This is a genomic window from Sinorhizobium fredii NGR234 (assembly GCF_000018545.1).
Lineage (GTDB): Bacteria > Pseudomonadota > Alphaproteobacteria > Rhizobiales > Rhizobiaceae > Sinorhizobium > Sinorhizobium fredii_A.
This window is the reverse complement of sequence record NC_012587.1, coordinates 3,208,887-3,227,033: the sequence shown is the minus strand read 5'-3', so window position 1 is coordinate 3,227,033 and position 18,147 is coordinate 3,208,887. Positions and strand designations below refer to the sequence as shown.

General features: G+C 63.6%; 20 protein-coding genes and 1 pseudogene. 15 read left to right on the top strand and 6 right to left on the bottom strand.

Going from position 1 to position 18,147, the window contains the following annotated elements; all coding sequences use genetic code 11:
* Positions 1 to 278 precede the first annotated feature (278 nt).
* Positions 279 to 989: a DUF899 domain-containing protein gene (locus NGR_RS26520; RefSeq protein ID WP_012709565.1), complete on the bottom strand. Its 711-nt coding sequence runs from the start codon at positions 987 to 989 to the stop codon at positions 279 to 281.
* 307 nt (positions 990 to 1,296) lie between these two features.
* On the opposite strand from NGR_RS26520, the gene NGR_RS26515 reads away from it, so the two are divergent.
* From NGR_RS26515 to NGR_RS26505, 3 genes and pseudogenes are all read left to right on the top strand, one after another.
* A complete protein-coding gene (locus tag NGR_RS26515; RefSeq protein WP_012709564.1) occupies positions 1,297 to 2,361 on the top strand; it encodes a sensor histidine kinase in 1,065 nt (354 codons plus the stop codon).
* A 93-nt stretch (positions 2,362 to 2,454) separates the two neighbouring features.
* The gene (locus NGR_RS26510) at positions 2,455 to 3,027 is read left to right on the top strand and encodes a DUF1801 domain-containing protein (RefSeq protein ID WP_012709563.1); all 573 of its coding nucleotides are present in this window, start codon (positions 2,455 to 2,457) and stop codon (positions 3,025 to 3,027) included.
* Positions 3,028 to 3,083: 56 nt separating this feature from the next.
* Positions 3,084 to 3,516, top strand: a pseudogene (locus tag NGR_RS26505) (DUF1801 domain-containing protein).
* 131 nt (positions 3,517 to 3,647) lie between these two features.
* On the opposite strand, the gene NGR_RS26500 reads toward NGR_RS26505, so the two are convergent.
* Complete coding sequence (locus NGR_RS26500; RefSeq protein ID WP_064242601.1) at positions 3,648 to 3,899, bottom strand: glycine zipper domain-containing protein; 252 nt, start codon at positions 3,897 to 3,899, stop codon at positions 3,648 to 3,650.
* Positions 3,900 to 4,325: 426 nt separating this feature from the next.
* On the opposite strand from NGR_RS26500, the gene NGR_RS26495 reads away from it, so the two are divergent.
* From NGR_RS26495 to NGR_RS26475, 5 genes are all read left to right on the top strand, one after another.
* Positions 4,326 to 4,814: a (2Fe-2S)-binding protein gene (locus NGR_RS26495; protein WP_012709561.1), complete on the top strand. Its 489-nt coding sequence runs from the start codon at positions 4,326 to 4,328 to the stop codon at positions 4,812 to 4,814.
* Between the two features lie 57 nt (positions 4,815 to 4,871).
* Positions 4,872 to 7,217 (top strand): xanthine dehydrogenase family protein molybdopterin-binding subunit, encoded by a 2,346-nt coding sequence (locus NGR_RS26490; protein ID WP_012709560.1) that lies wholly within the window; start codon positions 4,872 to 4,874, stop codon positions 7,215 to 7,217.
* Positions 7,218 to 7,232: 15 nt separating this feature from the next.
* On the top strand, positions 7,233 to 8,030 hold the full coding sequence (locus tag NGR_RS26485) for an FAD binding domain-containing protein (RefSeq protein ID WP_012709559.1): 798 nt from the start codon (positions 7,233 to 7,235) through the stop codon (positions 8,028 to 8,030).
* 215 nt (positions 8,031 to 8,245) lie between these two features.
* Positions 8,246 to 9,460, top strand: coding sequence for a 5-aminolevulinate synthase (gene hemA / locus NGR_RS26480; protein ID WP_164924509.1), 1,215 nt, complete (start codon positions 8,246 to 8,248; stop codon positions 9,458 to 9,460).
* A gap of 66 nt (positions 9,461 to 9,526) precedes the next feature.
* Complete coding sequence (locus NGR_RS26475; protein WP_012709557.1) at positions 9,527 to 9,988, top strand: hypothetical protein; 462 nt, start codon at positions 9,527 to 9,529, stop codon at positions 9,986 to 9,988.
* Between the two features lie 42 nt (positions 9,989 to 10,030).
* On the opposite strand, the gene dxr is transcribed toward NGR_RS26475, so the two are convergent.
* Positions 10,031 to 11,206, bottom strand: coding sequence for a 1-deoxy-D-xylulose-5-phosphate reductoisomerase (dxr, locus tag NGR_RS26470; protein WP_012709556.1), 1,176 nt, complete (start codon positions 11,204 to 11,206; stop codon positions 10,031 to 10,033).
* 162 nt (positions 11,207 to 11,368) lie between these two features.
* Between dxr and NGR_RS26465 the strand changes: the two genes are divergently transcribed.
* Both NGR_RS26465 and NGR_RS26460 read left to right on the top strand, forming a co-directional pair.
* On the top strand, positions 11,369 to 12,094 hold the full coding sequence (locus NGR_RS26465) for an META domain-containing protein (protein WP_164924508.1): 726 nt from the start codon (positions 11,369 to 11,371) through the stop codon (positions 12,092 to 12,094).
* Positions 12,095 to 12,534: 440 nt separating this feature from the next.
* On the top strand, positions 12,535 to 12,810 hold the full coding sequence (locus tag NGR_RS26460; RefSeq protein ID WP_012709554.1) for a hypothetical protein: 276 nt from the start codon (positions 12,535 to 12,537) through the stop codon (positions 12,808 to 12,810).
* Positions 12,811 to 12,864: 54 nt separating this feature from the next.
* Here the strand turns inward: NGR_RS26460 and NGR_RS26455 are convergent, their stop codons facing one another.
* Both NGR_RS26455 and NGR_RS26450 read right to left on the bottom strand, forming a co-directional pair.
* The gene (locus NGR_RS26455; RefSeq protein ID WP_012709553.1) at positions 12,865 to 13,218 is read right to left on the bottom strand and encodes a hypothetical protein; all 354 of its coding nucleotides are present in this window, start codon (positions 13,216 to 13,218) and stop codon (positions 12,865 to 12,867) included.
* Between the two features lie 61 nt (positions 13,219 to 13,279).
* A complete protein-coding gene (locus NGR_RS26450) occupies positions 13,280 to 13,540 on the bottom strand; it encodes a hypothetical protein (RefSeq protein WP_164924507.1) in 261 nt (86 codons plus the stop codon).
* A gap of 217 nt (positions 13,541 to 13,757) precedes the next feature.
* On the opposite strand from NGR_RS26450, the gene NGR_RS33600 reads away from it, so the two are divergent.
* Both NGR_RS33600 and NGR_RS26445 read left to right on the top strand, forming a co-directional pair.
* The gene (locus NGR_RS33600; protein ID WP_012709551.1) at positions 13,758 to 13,889 is read left to right on the top strand and encodes a hypothetical protein; all 132 of its coding nucleotides are present in this window, start codon (positions 13,758 to 13,760) and stop codon (positions 13,887 to 13,889) included.
* A 16-nt stretch (positions 13,890 to 13,905) separates the two neighbouring features.
* A complete protein-coding gene (locus NGR_RS26445) occupies positions 13,906 to 14,229 on the top strand; it encodes a hypothetical protein (RefSeq protein ID WP_012709550.1) in 324 nt (107 codons plus the stop codon).
* A 24-nt stretch (positions 14,230 to 14,253) separates the two neighbouring features.
* Here the strand turns inward: NGR_RS26445 and NGR_RS26440 are convergent, their stop codons facing one another.
* The gene (locus tag NGR_RS26440) at positions 14,254 to 15,198 is read right to left on the bottom strand and encodes a LysR family transcriptional regulator (RefSeq protein ID WP_012709549.1); all 945 of its coding nucleotides are present in this window, start codon (positions 15,196 to 15,198) and stop codon (positions 14,254 to 14,256) included.
* 242 nt (positions 15,199 to 15,440) lie between these two features.
* Between NGR_RS26440 and NGR_RS26435 the strand changes: the two genes are divergently transcribed.
* From NGR_RS26435 to NGR_RS26425, 3 genes are read left to right on the top strand one after another with little or no spacing between them, the layout of a single operon-like run.
* A complete protein-coding gene (locus NGR_RS26435) occupies positions 15,441 to 16,646 on the top strand; it encodes an ABC transporter substrate-binding protein (protein WP_012709548.1) in 1,206 nt (401 codons plus the stop codon).
* Between the two features lie 13 nt (positions 16,647 to 16,659).
* Positions 16,660 to 17,448 (top strand): ABC transporter ATP-binding protein, encoded by a 789-nt coding sequence (locus NGR_RS26430; RefSeq protein ID WP_012709547.1) that lies wholly within the window; start codon positions 16,660 to 16,662, stop codon positions 17,446 to 17,448.
* Positions 17,445 to 18,146, top strand: a complete 702-nt coding sequence (locus tag NGR_RS26425; RefSeq protein WP_012709546.1) for an ABC transporter ATP-binding protein — start codon at positions 17,445 to 17,447, stop codon at positions 18,144 to 18,146. Before NGR_RS26430 ends, NGR_RS26425 begins: the two co-directional genes overlap by 4 nt.
* Position 18,147 lies beyond the last annotated feature (1 nt).

The window sequence follows — 18,147 nt, the reverse complement described above, 5'->3', positions numbered from 1 at the left end:
AACGATCAGGGTCGGCCGCATCCACCCCCGAAGGGGCGATTCGGGTTGGATTTCGGGCACAATGGACTCGTTCTGTGGTGCTTCGGGCACAAAAATAAAGGCCGATCGCCCTTACGCTTGGGGCGATTTCAGGGCCTCAAGGGCTTTGGCCGCTGATCCGGGATGGCCGGGATGGGCCTTTGATCGACAGCCCGCCAAGCCCGTTGATCCTCCGGAAGAGGCTCGGGCTATGGCGCGCTCGTCGCGGACGCCGCCTCTCCGGCATCCGGCATCTCAACCTACTTGTTGTCGGGCGCAGCACCCTCGGCATAGCTGTCGTGCCAGTTCCACCATTTGTAGGGCGGGGTCTGAGGATAGCCTTCGGGCGAGTCTTCCCAGACCTCCTGCCGGCCGAGCGGCGTGATGTCGAGGTAGTTCCAGGTGCTTCCCATCTGCTCGTCGCCGCGGTTGTTGATGAAATAGGTCCGGTACACGCGGTCGCCGTCGCGGTAGAACACATTCGTGCCGTGCCATTCGTCGACGCCGAAGTCGGCATCGAAGCTGTCCGTGATGGTGAACCACGGCATCTCCCAGCCCATGCGCTTCTTCAGCCGCGCGATATCGGCCTGGGGCGCCCGCGAGACGAAGACGAGGGTGGTGTCTCGGGCGTTCAGGTGGGCGAGGTGGGCGACCTGGTCGGCCACCATGGAGCAGCCCTGGCAGGCCCGGTCAGGCCAGCCGAACACCCCCGGCTCGAAGAAGGCGCGGTAGACGATCAGCTGGCGCCGGCCGTCGAACAGGTCGGTGAGGCTCACTTTGCCCGCCGGCCCCTCGAACGTGTAGTCCTTTGTAACCGCCATCCACGGCATCCGCCGTCGCTCGGCGGCAAGCGCATCACGGGCGCGCGTCTGGGCCTTTTCCTTGACGAGCAGCTCTTTGCGTGCCGTCTCCCACACCTCGGTCGAGACAACCGGTGGCGTGTGCATGACGGCCTCGGTTGATATCGTCATGGCTTTAAAACCTCCACTCCTGTGCGAATTGCTGCGCCTCGCGTTCGAGGCCCAATTCGCTGTCGAACGCTCATTGTTGGTCTTCGGATAGCCTGGCACCGGAAAACCGATGGTGCGAGTAACAAGTGTGACGGTATACCGACGGCATCGCTGTTTGCAGCCGGGACGCGAGCACGGACGATGGCATCAATGTCGCTATCTCGATCGATGACAGCTGGCGATTTCTTGTGGACCGGGCGCGTTCATCGTACAAAGTAAAACACATTGGGCTCCCCTCCGTTCCACCTCTTTTCCGGACGGCTTCGAGATGATTTCGAGGATCAAAAGCGTCGAGGACGCGCGCAGCCTGGCGGTCGCGATCGTTGAGACGATCCCGGAACCTTTTGTCGTGCTCGACGACAAACTCGGGGTGATCATGGCCAGCCGCTCCTTTTATCGGAGCTTCAAGGTCGATCCCGCCGAGACGCTCAATCGGCCGATCTACGAACTTGGCAACGGCCAGTGGGATATTCCCGCGCTGCGTCTCCTTCTCGGAAAGGTCGTGGGCGAAAGGACGCCGATGGAGAATTTCGAGGTGGAGCACGACTTTCCCAATGTCGGCCAGAAGATCATGCTCTTGAGCGCGCGCAGCGTGCTCTTTGACGGCAAGACGAACTCGACAGTCCTGCTCGGTTTCGTCGATGTCACCGCGCGTCGCCTGGCGGAGCGCGAGAAGGAAGAGCTCCACGCGCAGACCGAAGAATTGCTGCGCCAGAAGAATGTTCTCCTTCAGGAACTCCAGCATCGCGTCGCCAACAGCCTTCAGATCATTGCGAGCATTCTGATGCTCAAGGCCCGCGCGGTGAACTCCGAAGAAACCCGGGACCACCTGGAGGATGCCCGACAGCGCGTAATGAGCGTCGCGGCGGTGCAGCAGCACCTGAACTCGTCCGCAGCCGTCGACAAGGTCGAGGTAGGTCCCTATCTGAGCAAGCTGTGCCAGAGCCTTGCAGAATCAATGATCGGGGGACGGGAGCCGATCGCCGTCAAAGTGCTTGCGGACCATGCGGAGGTGGATTCGGGCGGAGCGGTCAACATCGGTCTCATCGTAACGGAACTCCTTATCAACGCGATAAAGCACGCTTTCCCGACGCCGCGTGCCGATGCCCAGGTTCTCGTCACATACAAAGCCGATGCCGCCGATTGGCAGTTGACGGTGTCGGACAACGGTATCGGCAAATCGGATCCGGCGATGAGCCCGGGACTGGGGACCACGATCGTCAAGGCGCTTGTCGAGCAATTGAATGCAGAGCTCGAGACGAGCGCGGGCCCTAGGGGCACGACGATTGTCATCGCGCGAATGTCTGCGCCCCGGAAGCACCGGCCGAGCTGACCGTCCAACAGGACGCGCGGTCCCGTAGTCGGTCGACATCACGGGAAATCGAACTATCTTCGGTCACCTGTCGTCTATCAGCGGAGGAATTCCATGGCCGACAAGGTGCCCATCAAGCCGACGAAGGTCGCTCAGAAGGCGGCCAAGCCGCGCGAGTCGCTCGCCAAGTCATCTGCCCGCAAGCCCGCCAAGGCCGCGGCCAAGGGATTGCCGGCGGCGCGCAAAGCCACGGCAACCAAGGGCAACGGCCCCGCAACGGCCGCGAAGCCGACCCTTCTTTCAGGCGGCAACCCGCAGATCGCCAAGGGCTACGGCGACGCCCCCGTGCAGGCCTACATCGCGGCCATGCCGGACTGGAAGAGCGACGTCGGGCGTCGCCTCGACGCGCTCATCGAGCGCACCGTCCCCGAGGTGCGCAAGGCGGTCAAATGGAACTCGCCGCTATACGGCATGGAAGAGCAGTGCTGGTTCCTCGGCATCCACTGCTTCACGAAATACATCAAGGTGGCCTTCTTTCGCGGTGCGTCGCTCAGTCCTGTGCCGCCCGGCGAGTCGAAGCAGAAGGAGGTGCGCTATTTCCATATTCACGAGGGCGATGAACTCGACGAGGCTCAGTTCGCCGCCTGGGTGAAGCAGGCCAGCCAATTGCCCGGCGAACGAATGTGAGCGGCGAGGGCGACGTGCGCGACAGCACCCCTGAAAAACGTGAAACGAACACGGAGATGAGGATGAACGGCTCGAACGAAGGAGAAAGCGCTCCCTCTCAGCTGATCGACGCGAAAGTCGAAGAGTTGAACGATTGGCGCGGCGAGACGCTCGCTTGGGTCCGAAGGCTCATCAAGGAAGCCGACCCCGAAGTGGTCGAGGAGTGGAAGTGGAGAGGCGTTCCGGTGTGGTCGCACGGCGGAATCATCTGCACCGGCGAGACCTATAAGAGTGTCGTGAAGCTGACCTTCGCCAAGGGCGCCTCGTTGGAGGACCCTTCGGCCCTCTTCAATTCCAGCCTGGAGGGCAATACCCGGCGTGCGATCGATATCCATGAGGGCGACAGGATCGATGAACGGGCGTTGAAGGCACTCATTCGCGCCGCCGTGGCCCCAAAACCTGTCGGTAAGAGCTGCTGGACGCTCTCAGAAGAAAGCGAAGGGCGCCTGATCAGCTCGTGCAGCCGACCTCTCGAGCTTGCGGCGCGCCGCCCGTCAGCCGCACGGCGGCCGTCGCCGCCTCCGAACACAAAAAAGCCCCGGATCGCTCCGGGGCCGATCGTCCGACGATTGCCGCGGCAATCAGCAGGCGTCGATGTAGCGGCGGCCGTAGCGATCGCGGTAGTAGCACTGGCCCGGCTGGTCGGTGACATGGCCGATGACGGCGCCGGAAACACCGCCGATGGCTGCGCCGACGGCAGCACCGCGCACGTCGCCGGTGATCGCGCCGCCGATGATCGCGCCCGACGCGGCGCCGATGCCGGCACCCTTTTCCGTCTGCGTGCAGCTTGCGACCGACAGGGCGACCAGAACAAGTGCGATGGCTTTCTTCATGTAGTCCTCTCCGATCTCTACGGATGTCAGCCTGTCGCCTCGTCCGTCTTTTGAGTGATGGTGGAAAGACGGAACCGGCGTCCCTCCACTTGAACTTGCAATGCGGAAAATACCCCGCCGCCCAGGAAAGTCTACTGGAGGCGGCGCGATCGTCCGGCCGCAAGATAATGCCATCCTTCCTGAACAGAAGATGAAGGCGCTGTTTCCGGCGTTACATGCGGTATCGGATTTTTTTGCCCTTGTGCAGCCGAGGCGGTTGCGACATTCGGAAAAAAGACAAATGATACAACGTCGCCAAGCAGTCCGGGAGGAGCGGACCGCTGGCAAAGGGCATTGATATCAGGGCGCGTACTTTCAGTCGCGTGAACATATCTCACCCGATTTGAAGCCGCGCTCGCCTTGGTACGGACCGACCGGAGGAGCGAAATGGCGAAAATAACGATGACGGTCAACGGCCGCCAGGTGAGCGGCGTCTGCGATGACCGGACGCTGCTGGTGCACTTTATCCGCGAAAATCTCGGACTGACAGGTACGCATGTCGGCTGCGACACGTCGCAGTGCGGCGCCTGCGTCGTCCACATGGACGGCCAATCGGTGAAGAGCTGTTCCATACTTGCCGCGCAAGCCGCGGGTTCGGCGATCACGACCATCGAGGGGCTGGCGCAGAACGGCGAGCTCCATCCGGTGCAGGCGGCCTTCAAGGCGCATCACGGCCTGCAGTGCGGCTTCTGCACGCCCGGCATGGTGATGACGGCGGTCGACATGATCCGACGTCACGGCAGCGCTCTCGACGAGGCGATGGTGCGCGCCGAACTCGAAGGCAATATCTGTCGCTGCACCGGCTACCACAACATCGTCAAGGCGATCCTCGCCGCGGCCCATGAGATGGGCGGCGTGCGTCAGGCCGCGGAATGAGCGGCAAGCCGCTGAAAACAATCCAGGATCTCGCTTGGTCTCGGGAGGAGATAGGCAATGGGCGTTGATGGGATCGGCGCGCGTGTGGCGCGCAAGGAAGACAGGCGTTTCCTGACGGGCAAGGGGCGCTATACGGACGACATGTCGGTGCCCGGCATGAAATACGCGGCTTTCGTGCGCAGTCCGCATGCGCATGCGACGATCGCCGGAATCGACGCGACGGCAGCCAGGGCGATGCCCGGCGTCATCGACGTGCTCGACGGCAGACAATTGTTGGCCGACGGGATCGGCAACCTGATCTGCGGCTGGATGATCCACTCCAAGGACGGCTCGCCGATGAAGATGGGCGCCTGGCGGCCGCTTGCCGACAAGACGGTGCGCTATGTGGGCGACGCCGTGGCGATCGTCGTGGCCGACAGTGTCGCCGAGGCGCGCGATGCGGCGGAAGCGGTCGTCGTCGACTACGAGCCCCTGCCGGTCGTCACCGATCCGGTGCAGGCGCTCGCCGACGGGCAGCCGCAGCTTCACCCGGAGGCCGCCAATAATCTGATCTTCGACTGGGAGCTCGGCGATGCCGCAGCCGTCGACCGGGCGCTCGCCGCCGCCGCGCACGTGACGGAGTTGAAGATCTTCAACAACCGCCTGTCGCCCAATCCGATGGAGCCGCGCGCCACGCTCGGGATCTACGATGCCGGCGACGATCACTATACCTGCTACACCACCAGCCAGAACCCGCATCTGGCGCGGCTGGTGATGAGCGCCTTCTACAATGTCGCGCCGGAAAACAAGCTGAGGGTGATCGCGCCCGACGTCGGCGGCGGCTTCGGCTCGAAGATCTACATCTATCCGGAGGAGATCGTCTGTCTTTGGGCCTCGAAGCGGACCGGTGTGCCGGTCAAGTGGACGTCCGATCGGACAGAAGCCTTCCTGACCGACGCACACGGCCGCGATCACGTTTCGACCGTGAAGATGGCCTTCGACGCCGGCAATGGGATCACCGCACTCAAGGTCGACACCATCGCCAATCTCGGCGCCTACATGTCGCTGTTCTCCTCCTGCGTGCCGACCTACCTCTATGCGACGCTGCTTTCCGGCCAATACGACATCCCGGCGATCCACGCCAATGTCCGCACCGTCTACACCAATACCGTGCCGGTCGACGCATACCGCGGCGCCGGGCGCCCGGAGGCGACCTACCTTCTCGAGCGGACGATGGAGACGGCGGCGCGCGAGCTCGGCCTTTCGCCGGCCGAGCTCCGTCGCACCAACTTCGTCCGTTCCTTCCCGCACCAGACGCCGGTCATCATGAATTACGATGCCGGCGACTACGAAGCGTCGCTCGACGCGGCGATGGCGGCGGCCGACTGGAGCGGCTTTGCGGCACGCAAGGCCGAGGCAGAAGGACGCGGAATGAAACGCGGCATCGGCATGAGCTGTTACATCGAGGCCTGCGGGCTTGCGCCCTCGGCGGCGGTCGGTTCGCTCGGCGCCGGGGTCGGTCTTTGGGAATCGGCCGAGGTCAAGGTCAACATGGTCGGCACGATCGAGGTGATGACCGGCTCGCATAGCCACGGCCAGGGACACGAGACGACCTTCGCCCAACTCGTCGCCGACCGGCTCGGCCTGCCGATCGACAGCATCAATATCGTGCATGGCGATACCGACAAGGTGCAGATGGGCATGGGCACCTACGGCTCACGCTCCGGCGCGGTCGGCATGTCGGCTCTCGCCAAGGCGCTCGACAAGGTCGAGGCCAAGGCGAAGAAGATCGCGGCGCATCTGATGGAGGCGGACGAGAGCGACATCGTCATCGAAGACGGCGCATTGAAGGTCGCCGGCACCGACAAGTCCGTCCCGTGGTTCCAGATGGCGCTCGCCGCCTATACGGCCCACAATCTGCCACCCGGGCTTGAACCGGGGCTGAAGGAGAGCGCCTTCTACGATCCCGCCAACTTCACCTTCCCGGCCGGCTGCTACATCTGCGAGGTGGAGGTCGATCCGGAGACAGGCCGGACGACGGTCATCCAGTTCGTCGCGGCAGACGATTTCGGCAACATCATCAATCCGATGATCGTCGAGGGGCAGGTGCATGGCGGCATCGCACAGGGCATCGGCCAGGCCCTGCTCGAGGAGGTCCGCTATGATGACAGCGGCCAATTGCTGACGGCGAGCTATCTCGACTACGCCATGCCGCGCGCCGAGGACCTGCCGTCCTTCACGGTGTCGACCTCGAACACGCCCTGTCCGAACAACCCGCTCGGCGTCAAGGGCTGCGGCGAGGCGGGTGCGATCGGCTCGCCGCCGGCGCTGATCAACGCGATCACCGACGCGATCGGCAACAACCAGCTGACCATGCCGGCGACCGCGGAAAAGGTCTGGGCAGCCGCTCAAACCGGCAACTGACGGGGAGGAACACACATGTACGAGACGAACTATCACAGAGCCTCCTCCATCCAGGAGGCGGTGCAAATGATGGGCGCCGCGGCGGAGGGCAAATATCTCTCCGGCGGCATGACGCTGATCCCGACGATGCGGCTGCGGCTGGCGGCGCCGAGCGATCTTGTCGACCTTCGCCACATCGCCGAACTGAAAGGGATCGCCGTCGACGGCCGGTCGGTCCGGATCGGCGCCGCGACGACGCATGAGGAGGTCGCCACCTCCGCCGAGTTGAGCGCGGCCTGTCCGGCCCTCTGCGGCCTCGCCGCTCACATCGGCGACCCCGCCGTGCGCCACATGGGGACCATCGGCGGCTCGATCGCCAACAACGACCCGGCGGCCGACTATCCGGCCGCCCTGCTGGGGCTCGATGCGGTGGTCGTCACCGACAGGCGCGAGATCAGGGCAGACGCGTTCTTCACGGGCCTGTTCGAGACGGCATTGGAGGAGGGCGAGATCATCACGGCCGTTCGCTTCGATGCGCCGGCGAAGGCGGCCTACCAGAAGTTTGCCAATCCGGCCTCGCGCTACGCCATGGCCGGGGTCTTCGTCGCCCGGCGCGACAATGGTGATGTCCGCGTCGCGGTGACCGGGGCCGGCTCGAGCGGCGTCTTCCGCCATCCGGGCCTCGAGGCGGCGCTCGCCGCCAACTGGTCGCCGGATGCGGTGGCGAATGTGACGGTCGATGCATCGGATTTGCTGACAGACCTTCATGCCAGCGCGGCCTATCGCGCCAATCTCGTCAGGGTTATGACCAAGCGCGCCGTCGCGGCGACCTGAGGGGGCGACTTTAGTCTCGAAAAAGGGCGGCTGCGGCCGTCCTTTGTCACAATTGCTTGACTTCGATCAAAGTTGAAGGGATTGAGTTGCGCTAGTCGTTTTGGAATAGTTCAAAACTAGGGGCCTTTTGCCGCAGCTGCGCGCGCGGGCCCATTCCGGGGTTGACCCCTGGTCGCTTTGAATGAATGAAAGGCGGCAGGGCATCGGAGATGATGATGGATTTCGAGAGTTTCTTCAAAAACGAACTGGACGGTCTGCACCAGGAAGGCCGCTATCGGGTCTTCGCCGATCTCGCCCGCCACCGCGGCGATTTCCCCAAGGCGACGCGCTACACGGCCGATGGCAGCCAGGAAGTCACCGTCTGGTGCTCGAACGATTATCTCGGCATGGGCCAGTCGCCGGTCGTCACCGAAGCGATGAAGCGGGCGATCGACGAATGCGGCGCCGGCGCCGGCGGAACGCGCAACATCTCCGGAACCAATCACTACCACGTCCTGCTCGAGCGCGAACTCGCCGACCTGCACGGCAAGGAATCGGCGCTGCTCTTCACCTCCGGCTATGTCTCCAACTGGGCCGCGCTCGGCACCCTCTGTTCGAAGATTCCCGGTGTCATCGTCTTCTCGGACGCCGGGAATCACGCTTCGATGATCGAGGGGATCCGCCATTCGAAATGCGAGCGCGTCATCTTCAAGCACAATTCGGTGGCCGACCTCGAGGCGAAGCTTGCGGCGGCTGATCCGCGTGCGCCAAAGATCATCGCCTTCGAGTCCGTCTATTCGATGGATGGCGACATCGCGCCGATCAAGGAATTCTGCGATCTCGCCGACAAATACGGGGCGATGACCTATCTCGACGAGGTGCATGCGGTCGGCATGTATGGCCCGCGCGGCGGCGGCATTGCCGAACGCGAAGGGCTGATGCACCGGCTGACGGTGATCGAAGGCACGCTCGGCAAGGCCTTCGGCGTCATGGGCGGCTACATCACCGGTTCGGCGGCACTCTGCGATTTCATCCGCTCCTTCGCCTCCGGCTTCATTTTCACGACCGCCTTGCCGCCGGCGCTGGCCGCCGGCGCGCTCGCCTCGATCCGGCATCTCAAGGGAAGCCAGCGCGAACGCTTCGCCCATCAGGAGCGCGTGCGGCGGCTGCGCTCGCTGCTCGATCAGCGCGGCATCCCGCACATGGTCAATCCGAGCCATATCGTCCCGGTGATCGTCGGCGATGCGGCCAAGTGCAAGTGGATCTCCGACCTGCTGCTCGACAATTTCGGCGTCTATGTCCAGCCGATCAATTATCCTACGGTGGCGAAGAAGACCGAGCGCCTGCGCATCACGCCGACGCCGCTGCATTCCGATGCCGATATCGACCACCTGGTCGGCGCCCTGCATTCGCTGTGGTCGCGCTGCGCGCTGGCGCGGGCCGTGGCCTAGACAGCCGGAGATTGCGCATTCCAATGTTCAAAGTTAGTGTTTCTTCATAGTTCTCAAGGGTGAATTATGAAGAAGCATATCTTAGTGGTTGCCGTTGGAATTGCATTCTCATCCACGCCATCCTTAGCCAGGAAATTGAACGGCGCAGACGTGTACCTTTTGAAGGGAACCTGCGACAAACTTGTGGTCGGCGACGAGATTTACGCGCCCTGTGCGCCGGGTCTTGTCAGCACTTCATACCCGAATGGCCGCGTCGGTTTCCATTTTTCAACTCAAGAAGGTATAGCCATCTCTTTCTCCGGAATGGACGGTGAGAACCCGGCCAAGGATGCTGATGTGTCGCTGATCGACAAGGTGATCATCAACGTCAAGGGAGGCGACGGAGCTGAGGACTTCGAGGCAGACGGCAAGTGTATGTACACGAACCCATTCACCGGAGAGCCGGCGACAGTGACCTGCAGCGGGAGAATTGGCGACGGAAGGACCTTTTCAGCTATCTTTACCACCGATGGATCAAAGCCGGAGTAAGGGTGCTGATCATCGCATTCATGCGAAGCGCTTCATGTCGCTCTATTGAATGAGCCCGGCAGCCGTCAGCCGGGCTTTTTCGTCGGCGGCGAAGACGTCGTCCATCGTCACGGCGGCCGGCAGGTCGGAGAGCCTGTCCATCACCTTCTCGACGATCTCCGCCATGGCAAGGAAGCCGATGCGGCCCTTGATGAAGGCCTCCAGCGCCGTCTCCTTGGCGCCGTTCAGCACCGCGCCCTGAATGCCACCCGCCTGCATGGCGCGACGCGCCAGGCGGAGAGCCGGGAAGCGCGCCTCGTCCGGCGCCTCGAAATCGAGCCGGGCGAGCTTGGCGAAGTCGAGCCGCTCGATCGGCAGATCGCAGCGCTTCGGATAGGTGAGCGCATAGCCGATCGCCGTCCGCATGTCGGGGCAGCCGAGCTGCGCAAGCACCGATCCGTCGCTGTAGCCGACCATCGAATGGATGACCGACTGCGGATGGACGATCACCTCGATCTGGTCGGGGCGCAGGCGAAAGAGATGGCGCGCCTCGATCATTTCCAGTGCCTTGTTGAACATCGAAGCGCTGTCGATCGAGATTTTCAGGCCCATCGACCAGTTCGGATGGGCGCGCGCTATGTCGGCCGTCACATGCCGCATCTCCTCGAGCGACTTGGTGCGGAACGGGCCGCCCGACGCGGTCAGGATGATGCGCTCGACGGCGTGACGCTGGTCGTTCTCCAGGACCTGGAAGATCGCATTGTGCTCGCTGTCGACCGGCAGCAGCCGGCCTCCGCCCTTGGCGACCGCCTCGATGAACAGGCTGCCGGCGGAGACGAGACATTCCTTGTTGGCAAGCGCTATATCGGCGCCGCGACGGGCAGCCGCAAGCGTGGGGCCGAGCCCCGCATTGCCGACGATCGCCGCCATCAGCCAGCCGGCATCCCGTTCGGCCGCCTCGATCAGGCCGCTCCGCCCGGCGGCCACTTCGATGCCGCTGCCGCCAAGCGCATCCTTGAGTTCGCCGTAGCGGTGTTCGTCGGCGGTTACGGCCAGTTCCGCACCCATCCGCCGCGCCTGGTCGGCGAGGAGCGGTATGTTGCCATTGCCCGTCAGGGCAGCGATTTCGAAACGGTTGCGCCCGCCGAGCCGCTCGACGACGTCGAGCGTGTTGGTTCCGATCGACCCGGTGGAGCCCAGTATCGTCAGACGGCGCTTGCTCTCGTCGCCGGATGCCATTGCCAAATCCCGTATTCTTCTCGTTCGAACGATTTAGATAGGCTCTACAGCCGAAACCCGCCGGCAACAAGCGAAGAAGCGGCCGCTCTTCTCTATGCGGCACCGCTGGAGTAAGAATCGATGTGGCGGCAAAGCCGCGCCGATTTGCGTAAGGAGTTCCCGATGCTCAAAGCCCTGACAGCCGCGTCCTGTGCCTGCGTGATGATCGAGCTCGCCTCCATGCAATCGGTCGCCGCCGAAAACGTGCCGCAGGAACTGATCGGTTCCTGGCTCGCCGAGGACATCGGCGGCGGCGGGGTCATCGACGATCTGGAGACGGTGCTCGACATTCACGAGGACGGTACCTATGGCGGGATGGGCGGCTGCAACATGTTCACCGGCGTCTTCAGCCTCTCGGAGAGAACGATCACCTTCGGCCCCACCGCCGCGGCGCGCACCTTGTGCGCCCCCGCCATCATGGAGCAGGAGCAGAAGTTTCTAGACACGCTGAAAAACGAGGTCAGCTGGAAAGTGGATGGCAGGCGACTCACTCTGACAGGGTCGAATGGCGCGCCCGTCATGCGCCTTGTTTCGGCGGAGTCGGCCTCCTCCGGGATGGCCGAGCTGACGCTGCGAATTCCCGGCGCCGGCGCGGCCGATCGGCAGAGGGTTCGTTACGATTGCGGTGGGGAGACGGTCGAAGCCGAATACATCAATGCCGGCTCCGTCTCACTCGTCACCTTCTCGACCGGCGGCCACTTTATCGTCGCGTCGGGCGTGCTTTCCGGGTCGGGGGCAAGATATGCGGGCGACCGCTACATCTGGTGGACCGAGGGTGATGAGGCGACGCTCTTCGATGTCTCGAAAGGGGAGGAGGATCCCGGCATCCTGTGCGAGAGGCGGGGATAAGCCCGAGGACTCGCGGTTCCCTTCCGGGCCGCTCTTCATTGCTGGGCATCGCGCCTGACGTGCTCGGGCATCCCCGTTTTCCAGTGCGTCGTAGCATTGGCCCTGTCGAGGGTGCCGATACGAGAGATTGGCAGCGGATCGCCGCAAGGTGCTCGCCAGCAGTGCCCGCGGGACGCGGACACTGCCTTACAGCGAAGGTGGGGGACTTGATTGTCGCTCCCCATTTGTGGAGCGATACCTAAGTAATTCGCGACGCGGAAAATTGTTCCGGAACCTGAAAAGCGACGCCGGCTCGATCGGCCACATTGCCGCCCCTCTCGTGCGGTCGGCGGTGATTAAATAGCGGCGGGGTCATCGCCGCAGGAACAATTCTCGCAATCCGACCATTATTCCCTCCACGCGCGCGCGGCGTAGAGGGATCCACTTCGAAGGAGAGAGACATGGAGGAATCACAGGCGATTTCCCGGCCGCAACGGGACGCCGACTATTCCGGTCGGCAGGCAGACTGCATCGCCGCCCTGAGGCCGGCCGTCGCGGACCTCGCTGCAGTGTCCCAGGAGAGCATCGTTGCGGCCATTGGCGGAGACATGACCGGAGATCTGGTCGCTCTGGCGCACAGGGCCGAAGAGGCCGGCTGGAGCTTCAAAGAGGCGTCGGCTGCCATAGAGAGCCTGGCGCGTGAATACGAAGGTGCAAAAGGGGCGATCTTCGACTGAGCGATTCAATCTGCGCCCGAGCGACATCCCCCGGGCGACTGCCGTCGGTCGGCGTCATATCCAGCCAGCGGCGACGGCGTAGACGAGAAAGGTTGCCGTGAGCACGACGCCGGAGATCAGCAGCGACAGTCCGAGCCGCGGCCTCGACGACTGAGCGGATTGCGCAGCGTCAAAGGGGCGCATCGCATCGCCGAACTCGGTCGCGACCTCAACTGGCTTGTCTTGCAGCTGCGCTGCCCTCGCCTGTCGCGTCGCCTCGGGATCGAGCGGAGTTCCAGCCGCCTCGCCGTCGGTCTCAAGCGGTGCCGCCGCCGGGTCGAAGCCCGGCTTCTTGTCGCCGGTCCGTCCCTGCTGGATGTCCCCGCGCACCTGTGCCGGGTTGCTTGCCGTCGCGGGGATCTTGGACATGCTTGCTCCTTTCTGCCGCAACAACCGGCTTGCACGGCGGACGCTCCGGCGTCGCCCGGAGTCAGTCAGGCTTCGGCGTTTTCACGTCGCCAAAGCGCACTTCCTCGCGTGACAGGTTGTCGGAGATCGACTGCTCCTCTTCGTCGTTCGGAAGCGCCTCGTCCGGGTCGACGTTCTGCTCGTCTCGGCTGCGCACCGGAGGTACGCGGCCTTGCACGACCGGCCGTACTTGCATGCTCTTCGGCGTATGGACCGGCACCTCCTTTTCGGGAGGCGGAGCCGGGTCTCTGCGGGCCGGCTCGTTGGAGCTGTTGCGTGCCATCATATCCTTCCTTCCTTGTCTAGGGAGGAAAGCGGAGGCGGGCACTTTGTTCCCGATTTTGCCAAGCGGGCCGAGCCGCCTCCCACCGGCTGCAGCGAGAAGGTGCAGGACCGGAGCGAAGGGCCTGGGAACAATTCCAATCTCCGGCGATTGATAGTGGAAGCGGCAAAACCGTAGGTTTTGTGAATCGATTCACAACAATTGCCGGGAAGGTACGATGTCGAAAACCGTGACCGCAGCCGTGATCGTCGTCCTGGTGCTGGTTGCGGTGCTCTGGACGATCTTTCCGTTCGACGGTCCGGCCGAAGAGGGTCAGCCGGCACCGCATGCGATCGACCAGTCGGAATGACCCATCGAGGAAGCCCATGCAGGACGTATTGAAGATTTACCGGTTGACGCCGCTGGCCGAGCCGCAGGACCCGAACTGGCAGAACGCCAGGTACCAGGGGGAGGTGGTTGTCGTCGCGCGTTCCAGCGGTGACGCCCGGATCGTCGCCTCGGAGGCTGAGCTCGATTTCCGCGAGATCGACGCAAAGCCGGCAGAAGGCGTGACCACCGATATGGCGAGCGCCTTCCGCAGCGAAAGGCTCTATACGGTGATAGAGGAGGGGCCGGCACCGCCGGGCTCGGATCGCGGCGTGATTGCCGGTCGGATCGCCGTCGACAACATTATTTCTACCGAGCTTTGAGGGTCATCTGGCCGCGCTTGCAATTCATCGCTCTTCGAGCGGGCGCTTCTGGCCAATCGTCGGCAAACCGTCTCTGAGGAAGGAGCCGCGGTTCTCCTTGACCGCTTCGACCAGGAAATCGCGCACCGCTCTCACCCGCGGCATCGCCATCTGGTCGCGGTGGCAGATCAGCCAATAGGTGCGCTTCAGTTCGATCTCCTCCGGCAGCACGATCTCCAGATTGGTTTCGTCCTTCGCCATGAAATAGGGCAGCACGCAAAGGCCAAGCCCCTGACGCGCCGCCTTCAGCTGCGTCAGGATGCTGGAGCTCTGGAAATGGGCGCGCAGGCCCGGCTGGATTTCGCCGAGATAGTCGAGCCCCGGCGTGAAGATCATGTCCTCGATGTAACCGACGAAGCGGTGCGAGCTCAGATCATTGCGCGTGCGGATCTTGGAGTGCCGGGCCAAATAGCTTCGTGCGCCGTAGACATGCAAGGTATAGGGGGTGAGCACCTCGGAATGGTACGGTCCAGCCTTGGGCGCGGCGAGCGCCACGGCGATATCCGCCTCCTTGCGCGACAAGGACATGATCTGCTGGATCGCCACGAGCTCCAGCGAGATGTTCGGATAGCGGCCGGCGAATTCGGCAAGCCGGTCGGAAAGAAAGAAATTGCCGAACCCCTCGAGCGTGCTCAGCCGCACGACACCGCGCTGGGCGGTCATGCCGTCGCTGATGTCGAACTGGAGCTGCTCGGTTTCCCGCTCGATCCGCTCGGCCGTCTCGACGAAGCGCTGACCCATCGCCGTCAGCACGTAGCCGCGCGGATTGCGCTCGAAGAGCTTGACCTTGAGGGCAAATTCCAGCCGGTCGATGCGGCGGGAAACGGTGGCATGGCTGGTTCTGAGCCGCCGCGCCGCGGTGGAAAGCTGGCCGGTGCGCGCCACCGCCAGAAAGAACTGCAGGTCGTCCCAGGTGAAATTCGGGTTCATGCCTCTCCTCTCTGTTCAAAAATGAACAGATGCTGTTTGCAATTTACGGTTTCGGCCGCTTGCTTCCAAGCGAAATTTTCCCGATGGTAGGCGCCGTGCCGACATCTGAGGAGCATGTCTGGCCAAATTTGAACAGAGCGACGCAAGGAAACGGCCGGGGCCTCGAAAGGCAGCGGCCGGGCCCTATGTGTTTGCGCATGACGGCCCCGCATCGCCCTGAACATCCTTTGGGAGGAGGACACATGAACAAGAAACTGATCGCTGCGCTTGCAATTCTGCTTGCCAGCAGCACCGCTGCCCTTGCCGATGCATCCGACGGCAAGGTCAAGATCGGCATTCTGAACGACCAGTCCGGCGTCTATGCCGATTTCGGCGGCAAGTTTTCCTATGAGGCGGCGCTGATGGCGGTCGAGGACTACGGCGGCAAGGTGCTGGGCGTACCGGTCGAGGTGGTGACCGCCGACCACCAGAACAAGCCCGACATCGCCTCCAACATCGCCCGGCAATGGTACGACACCGAACAGGTCGACAGCATCATGGAGCTCACCACCTCTTCGGTGGCGCTCGCCGTCCAGGCGATCTCGAAGGAGAAGAAGAGGATCGACATCGTCACCGGAGCGGCGACGACGGAGCTTACCGGCAAGCAATGCAGCCCCTATGGCTTCCACTGGGCCTACGACACGCATTCGCTCGCCGTCGGTACCGGCGGCGCGCTGGTCAAGCAGGGCGGCGACAGCTGGTTCTTCCTGACCGCCGACTACGCCTTCGGCTATTCGCTGGAGGAGAACACCAGCAACTACGTCAAGGAAAACGGCGGCAAGGTGGTCGGCGCGGTGCGCCATCCGCTCGCCACCACCGACTTCTCGTCCTTCCTGCTGCAGGCGCAATCCTCCGGCGCCAAGGTGATTGGACTTGCCAATGCCGGCCTCGACACCTCGAACGCCATCAAGCAGGCGGCCGAGTTCGGTATCGTCCAGGGCGGCCAGCGCCTGGCGGCCCTGCTCTTCACGCTCGCCGAGGTGCATGGTCTCGGGCTCGAGGCGGCGCAAGGCCTGACGCTGACCGAGGGCTTCTACTGGAATCGCAACGAGGAGAGCGCCAAGTTCGGCAAGCGCTTCATGGAGCGCACCGGCAAGATGCCGAACATGGTTCATGCCGGCACCTATTCGGCCGTCACGCAATATCTGAAGGCGATCGAGAAGGCCGGCAGCGACGATGCGGACGCTGTTTCCAAGGAACTGCATGCGATGCCCGTCAGCGACGTCTTTGCCGAAAATGGGACGGTGGCGCCGAACGGCCGCATGATCCACGACATGTACCTGCTCGAGGTCAAGAAGCCGGACGAAAGCAAGGAGCCCTGGGACTATTTCAAGGTTCTGGCGACCATTCCCGGCAAGGAGGCCTTCATCGATCCGGCCCAGAGCGGCTGCGAACTCGTGAAATCCTGACCGGCGCCGACGAATGAGCGTCGCCGCGCCCTTGGAGAATGGAGCACCGCGGGTGGTTCTGTCCGCCCGCGGTCTCCGCCGTGACTTCGGCGGCTTCACGGCCGTCAAGGACGTCGACCTCGATGTCCACCATGCCCGCGTGCATGCGCTGATCGGTCCGAACGGGGCCGGCAAGACGACCGTCTTCAACCTGTTGACCAAGTTCCTGCAGCCGACCCGCGGGACGATCACGCTGCTCGGCCAGGACATCACCAACACCGCGCCGGACAAGGTCGCCCGCCTGGGCCTGGTGCGCTCCTTCCAGATCTCGGCGGTGTTCCCGCACCTGACGGTCATCGACAATGTCCGCGTCGCCCTGCAGCGGCCGAACCGGCTTGCGACGCAGTTCTGGAAGCCGCTGTCGGCGCTCGACGCCCTGAACGGCAAGGCCGAGCAGTTGATCCGCTCGGTGGGCCTCGACAAGGAGCGCAACGCCTTGGCGGCCGATCTCTCCTACGGCCGCAAGCGCGTCCTCGAGATCGCCACCACGCTGGCGCTCGATCCGAAAGTGCTGCTGCTCGACGAGCCGATGGCCGGCATGGGCCACGAGGATGTCGGCATGGTCGCCGAGATCATCCGCGAGGTGGCGCGCGAGCGCGCCGTGCTGATGGTCGAGCACAATCTCTCCGTCGTCGCCACGCTCTGCCATCACGTCACCGTGCTGCAGCGCGGCGAAATTCTGGCCGAGGGCGACTATGCCACCGTGTCGGAGGATCCGCGGGTGCGCACCGCCTACATGGGCACGGAGGAGGCCTCTAGATGAAACCGCTGCTCAAGGTCTCCGGCCTCAATGCCTGGTACGGCGAGAGCCACATTCTCCATGGTGTCGACATGGTCGTCGGCGAGGGCGAGATGGTAACGCTGCTCGGCCGCAACGGCGTCGGCAAGACGACGACGCTGCGCGCCATCATGGGTATCGTCCGCGAGCGCAAGGGCGAGATCACCTTTGCCGGCGAGGACCTGATGCGCGTGCCGCTCCATCGCGTTGCCCATCGCGGCCTCGGCTTCATTCCCGAGGAGCGCGGCATCTTCTCGACGCTCTCCGTCTACGAGAACCTGTTGCTGCCGCCGGCCGTCGCTGCAGGCGGCATGACGATCGACGAGATTTTCGAGCTCTTTCCCAATCTCCACGAACGCCGCAACAGCCAGGGAACGAAACTCTCCGGCGGCGAACAGCAGATGCTGGCGATCGCCCGCATCCTGCGCACCGGCGCCAGGATGATGCTGCTCGACGAGCCGACCGAAGGCCTCGCCCCGGTCATTGTCCAGCGCATCGGCGAGGTGCTGAAGACACTCAAGGAGCGCGGCATGACGGTTCTGCTGGTCGAACAGAACTTCCGCTTCGCCAGCAAGGTCGCCGATCGCTTCTATCTCATGGATCATGGCAAGGTCGCGGGCGAGTTTCCGGTCTCGGAGCTTGCCGCGCGCATGGACATGCTGCACGACGTGCTCGGGGTGTAAG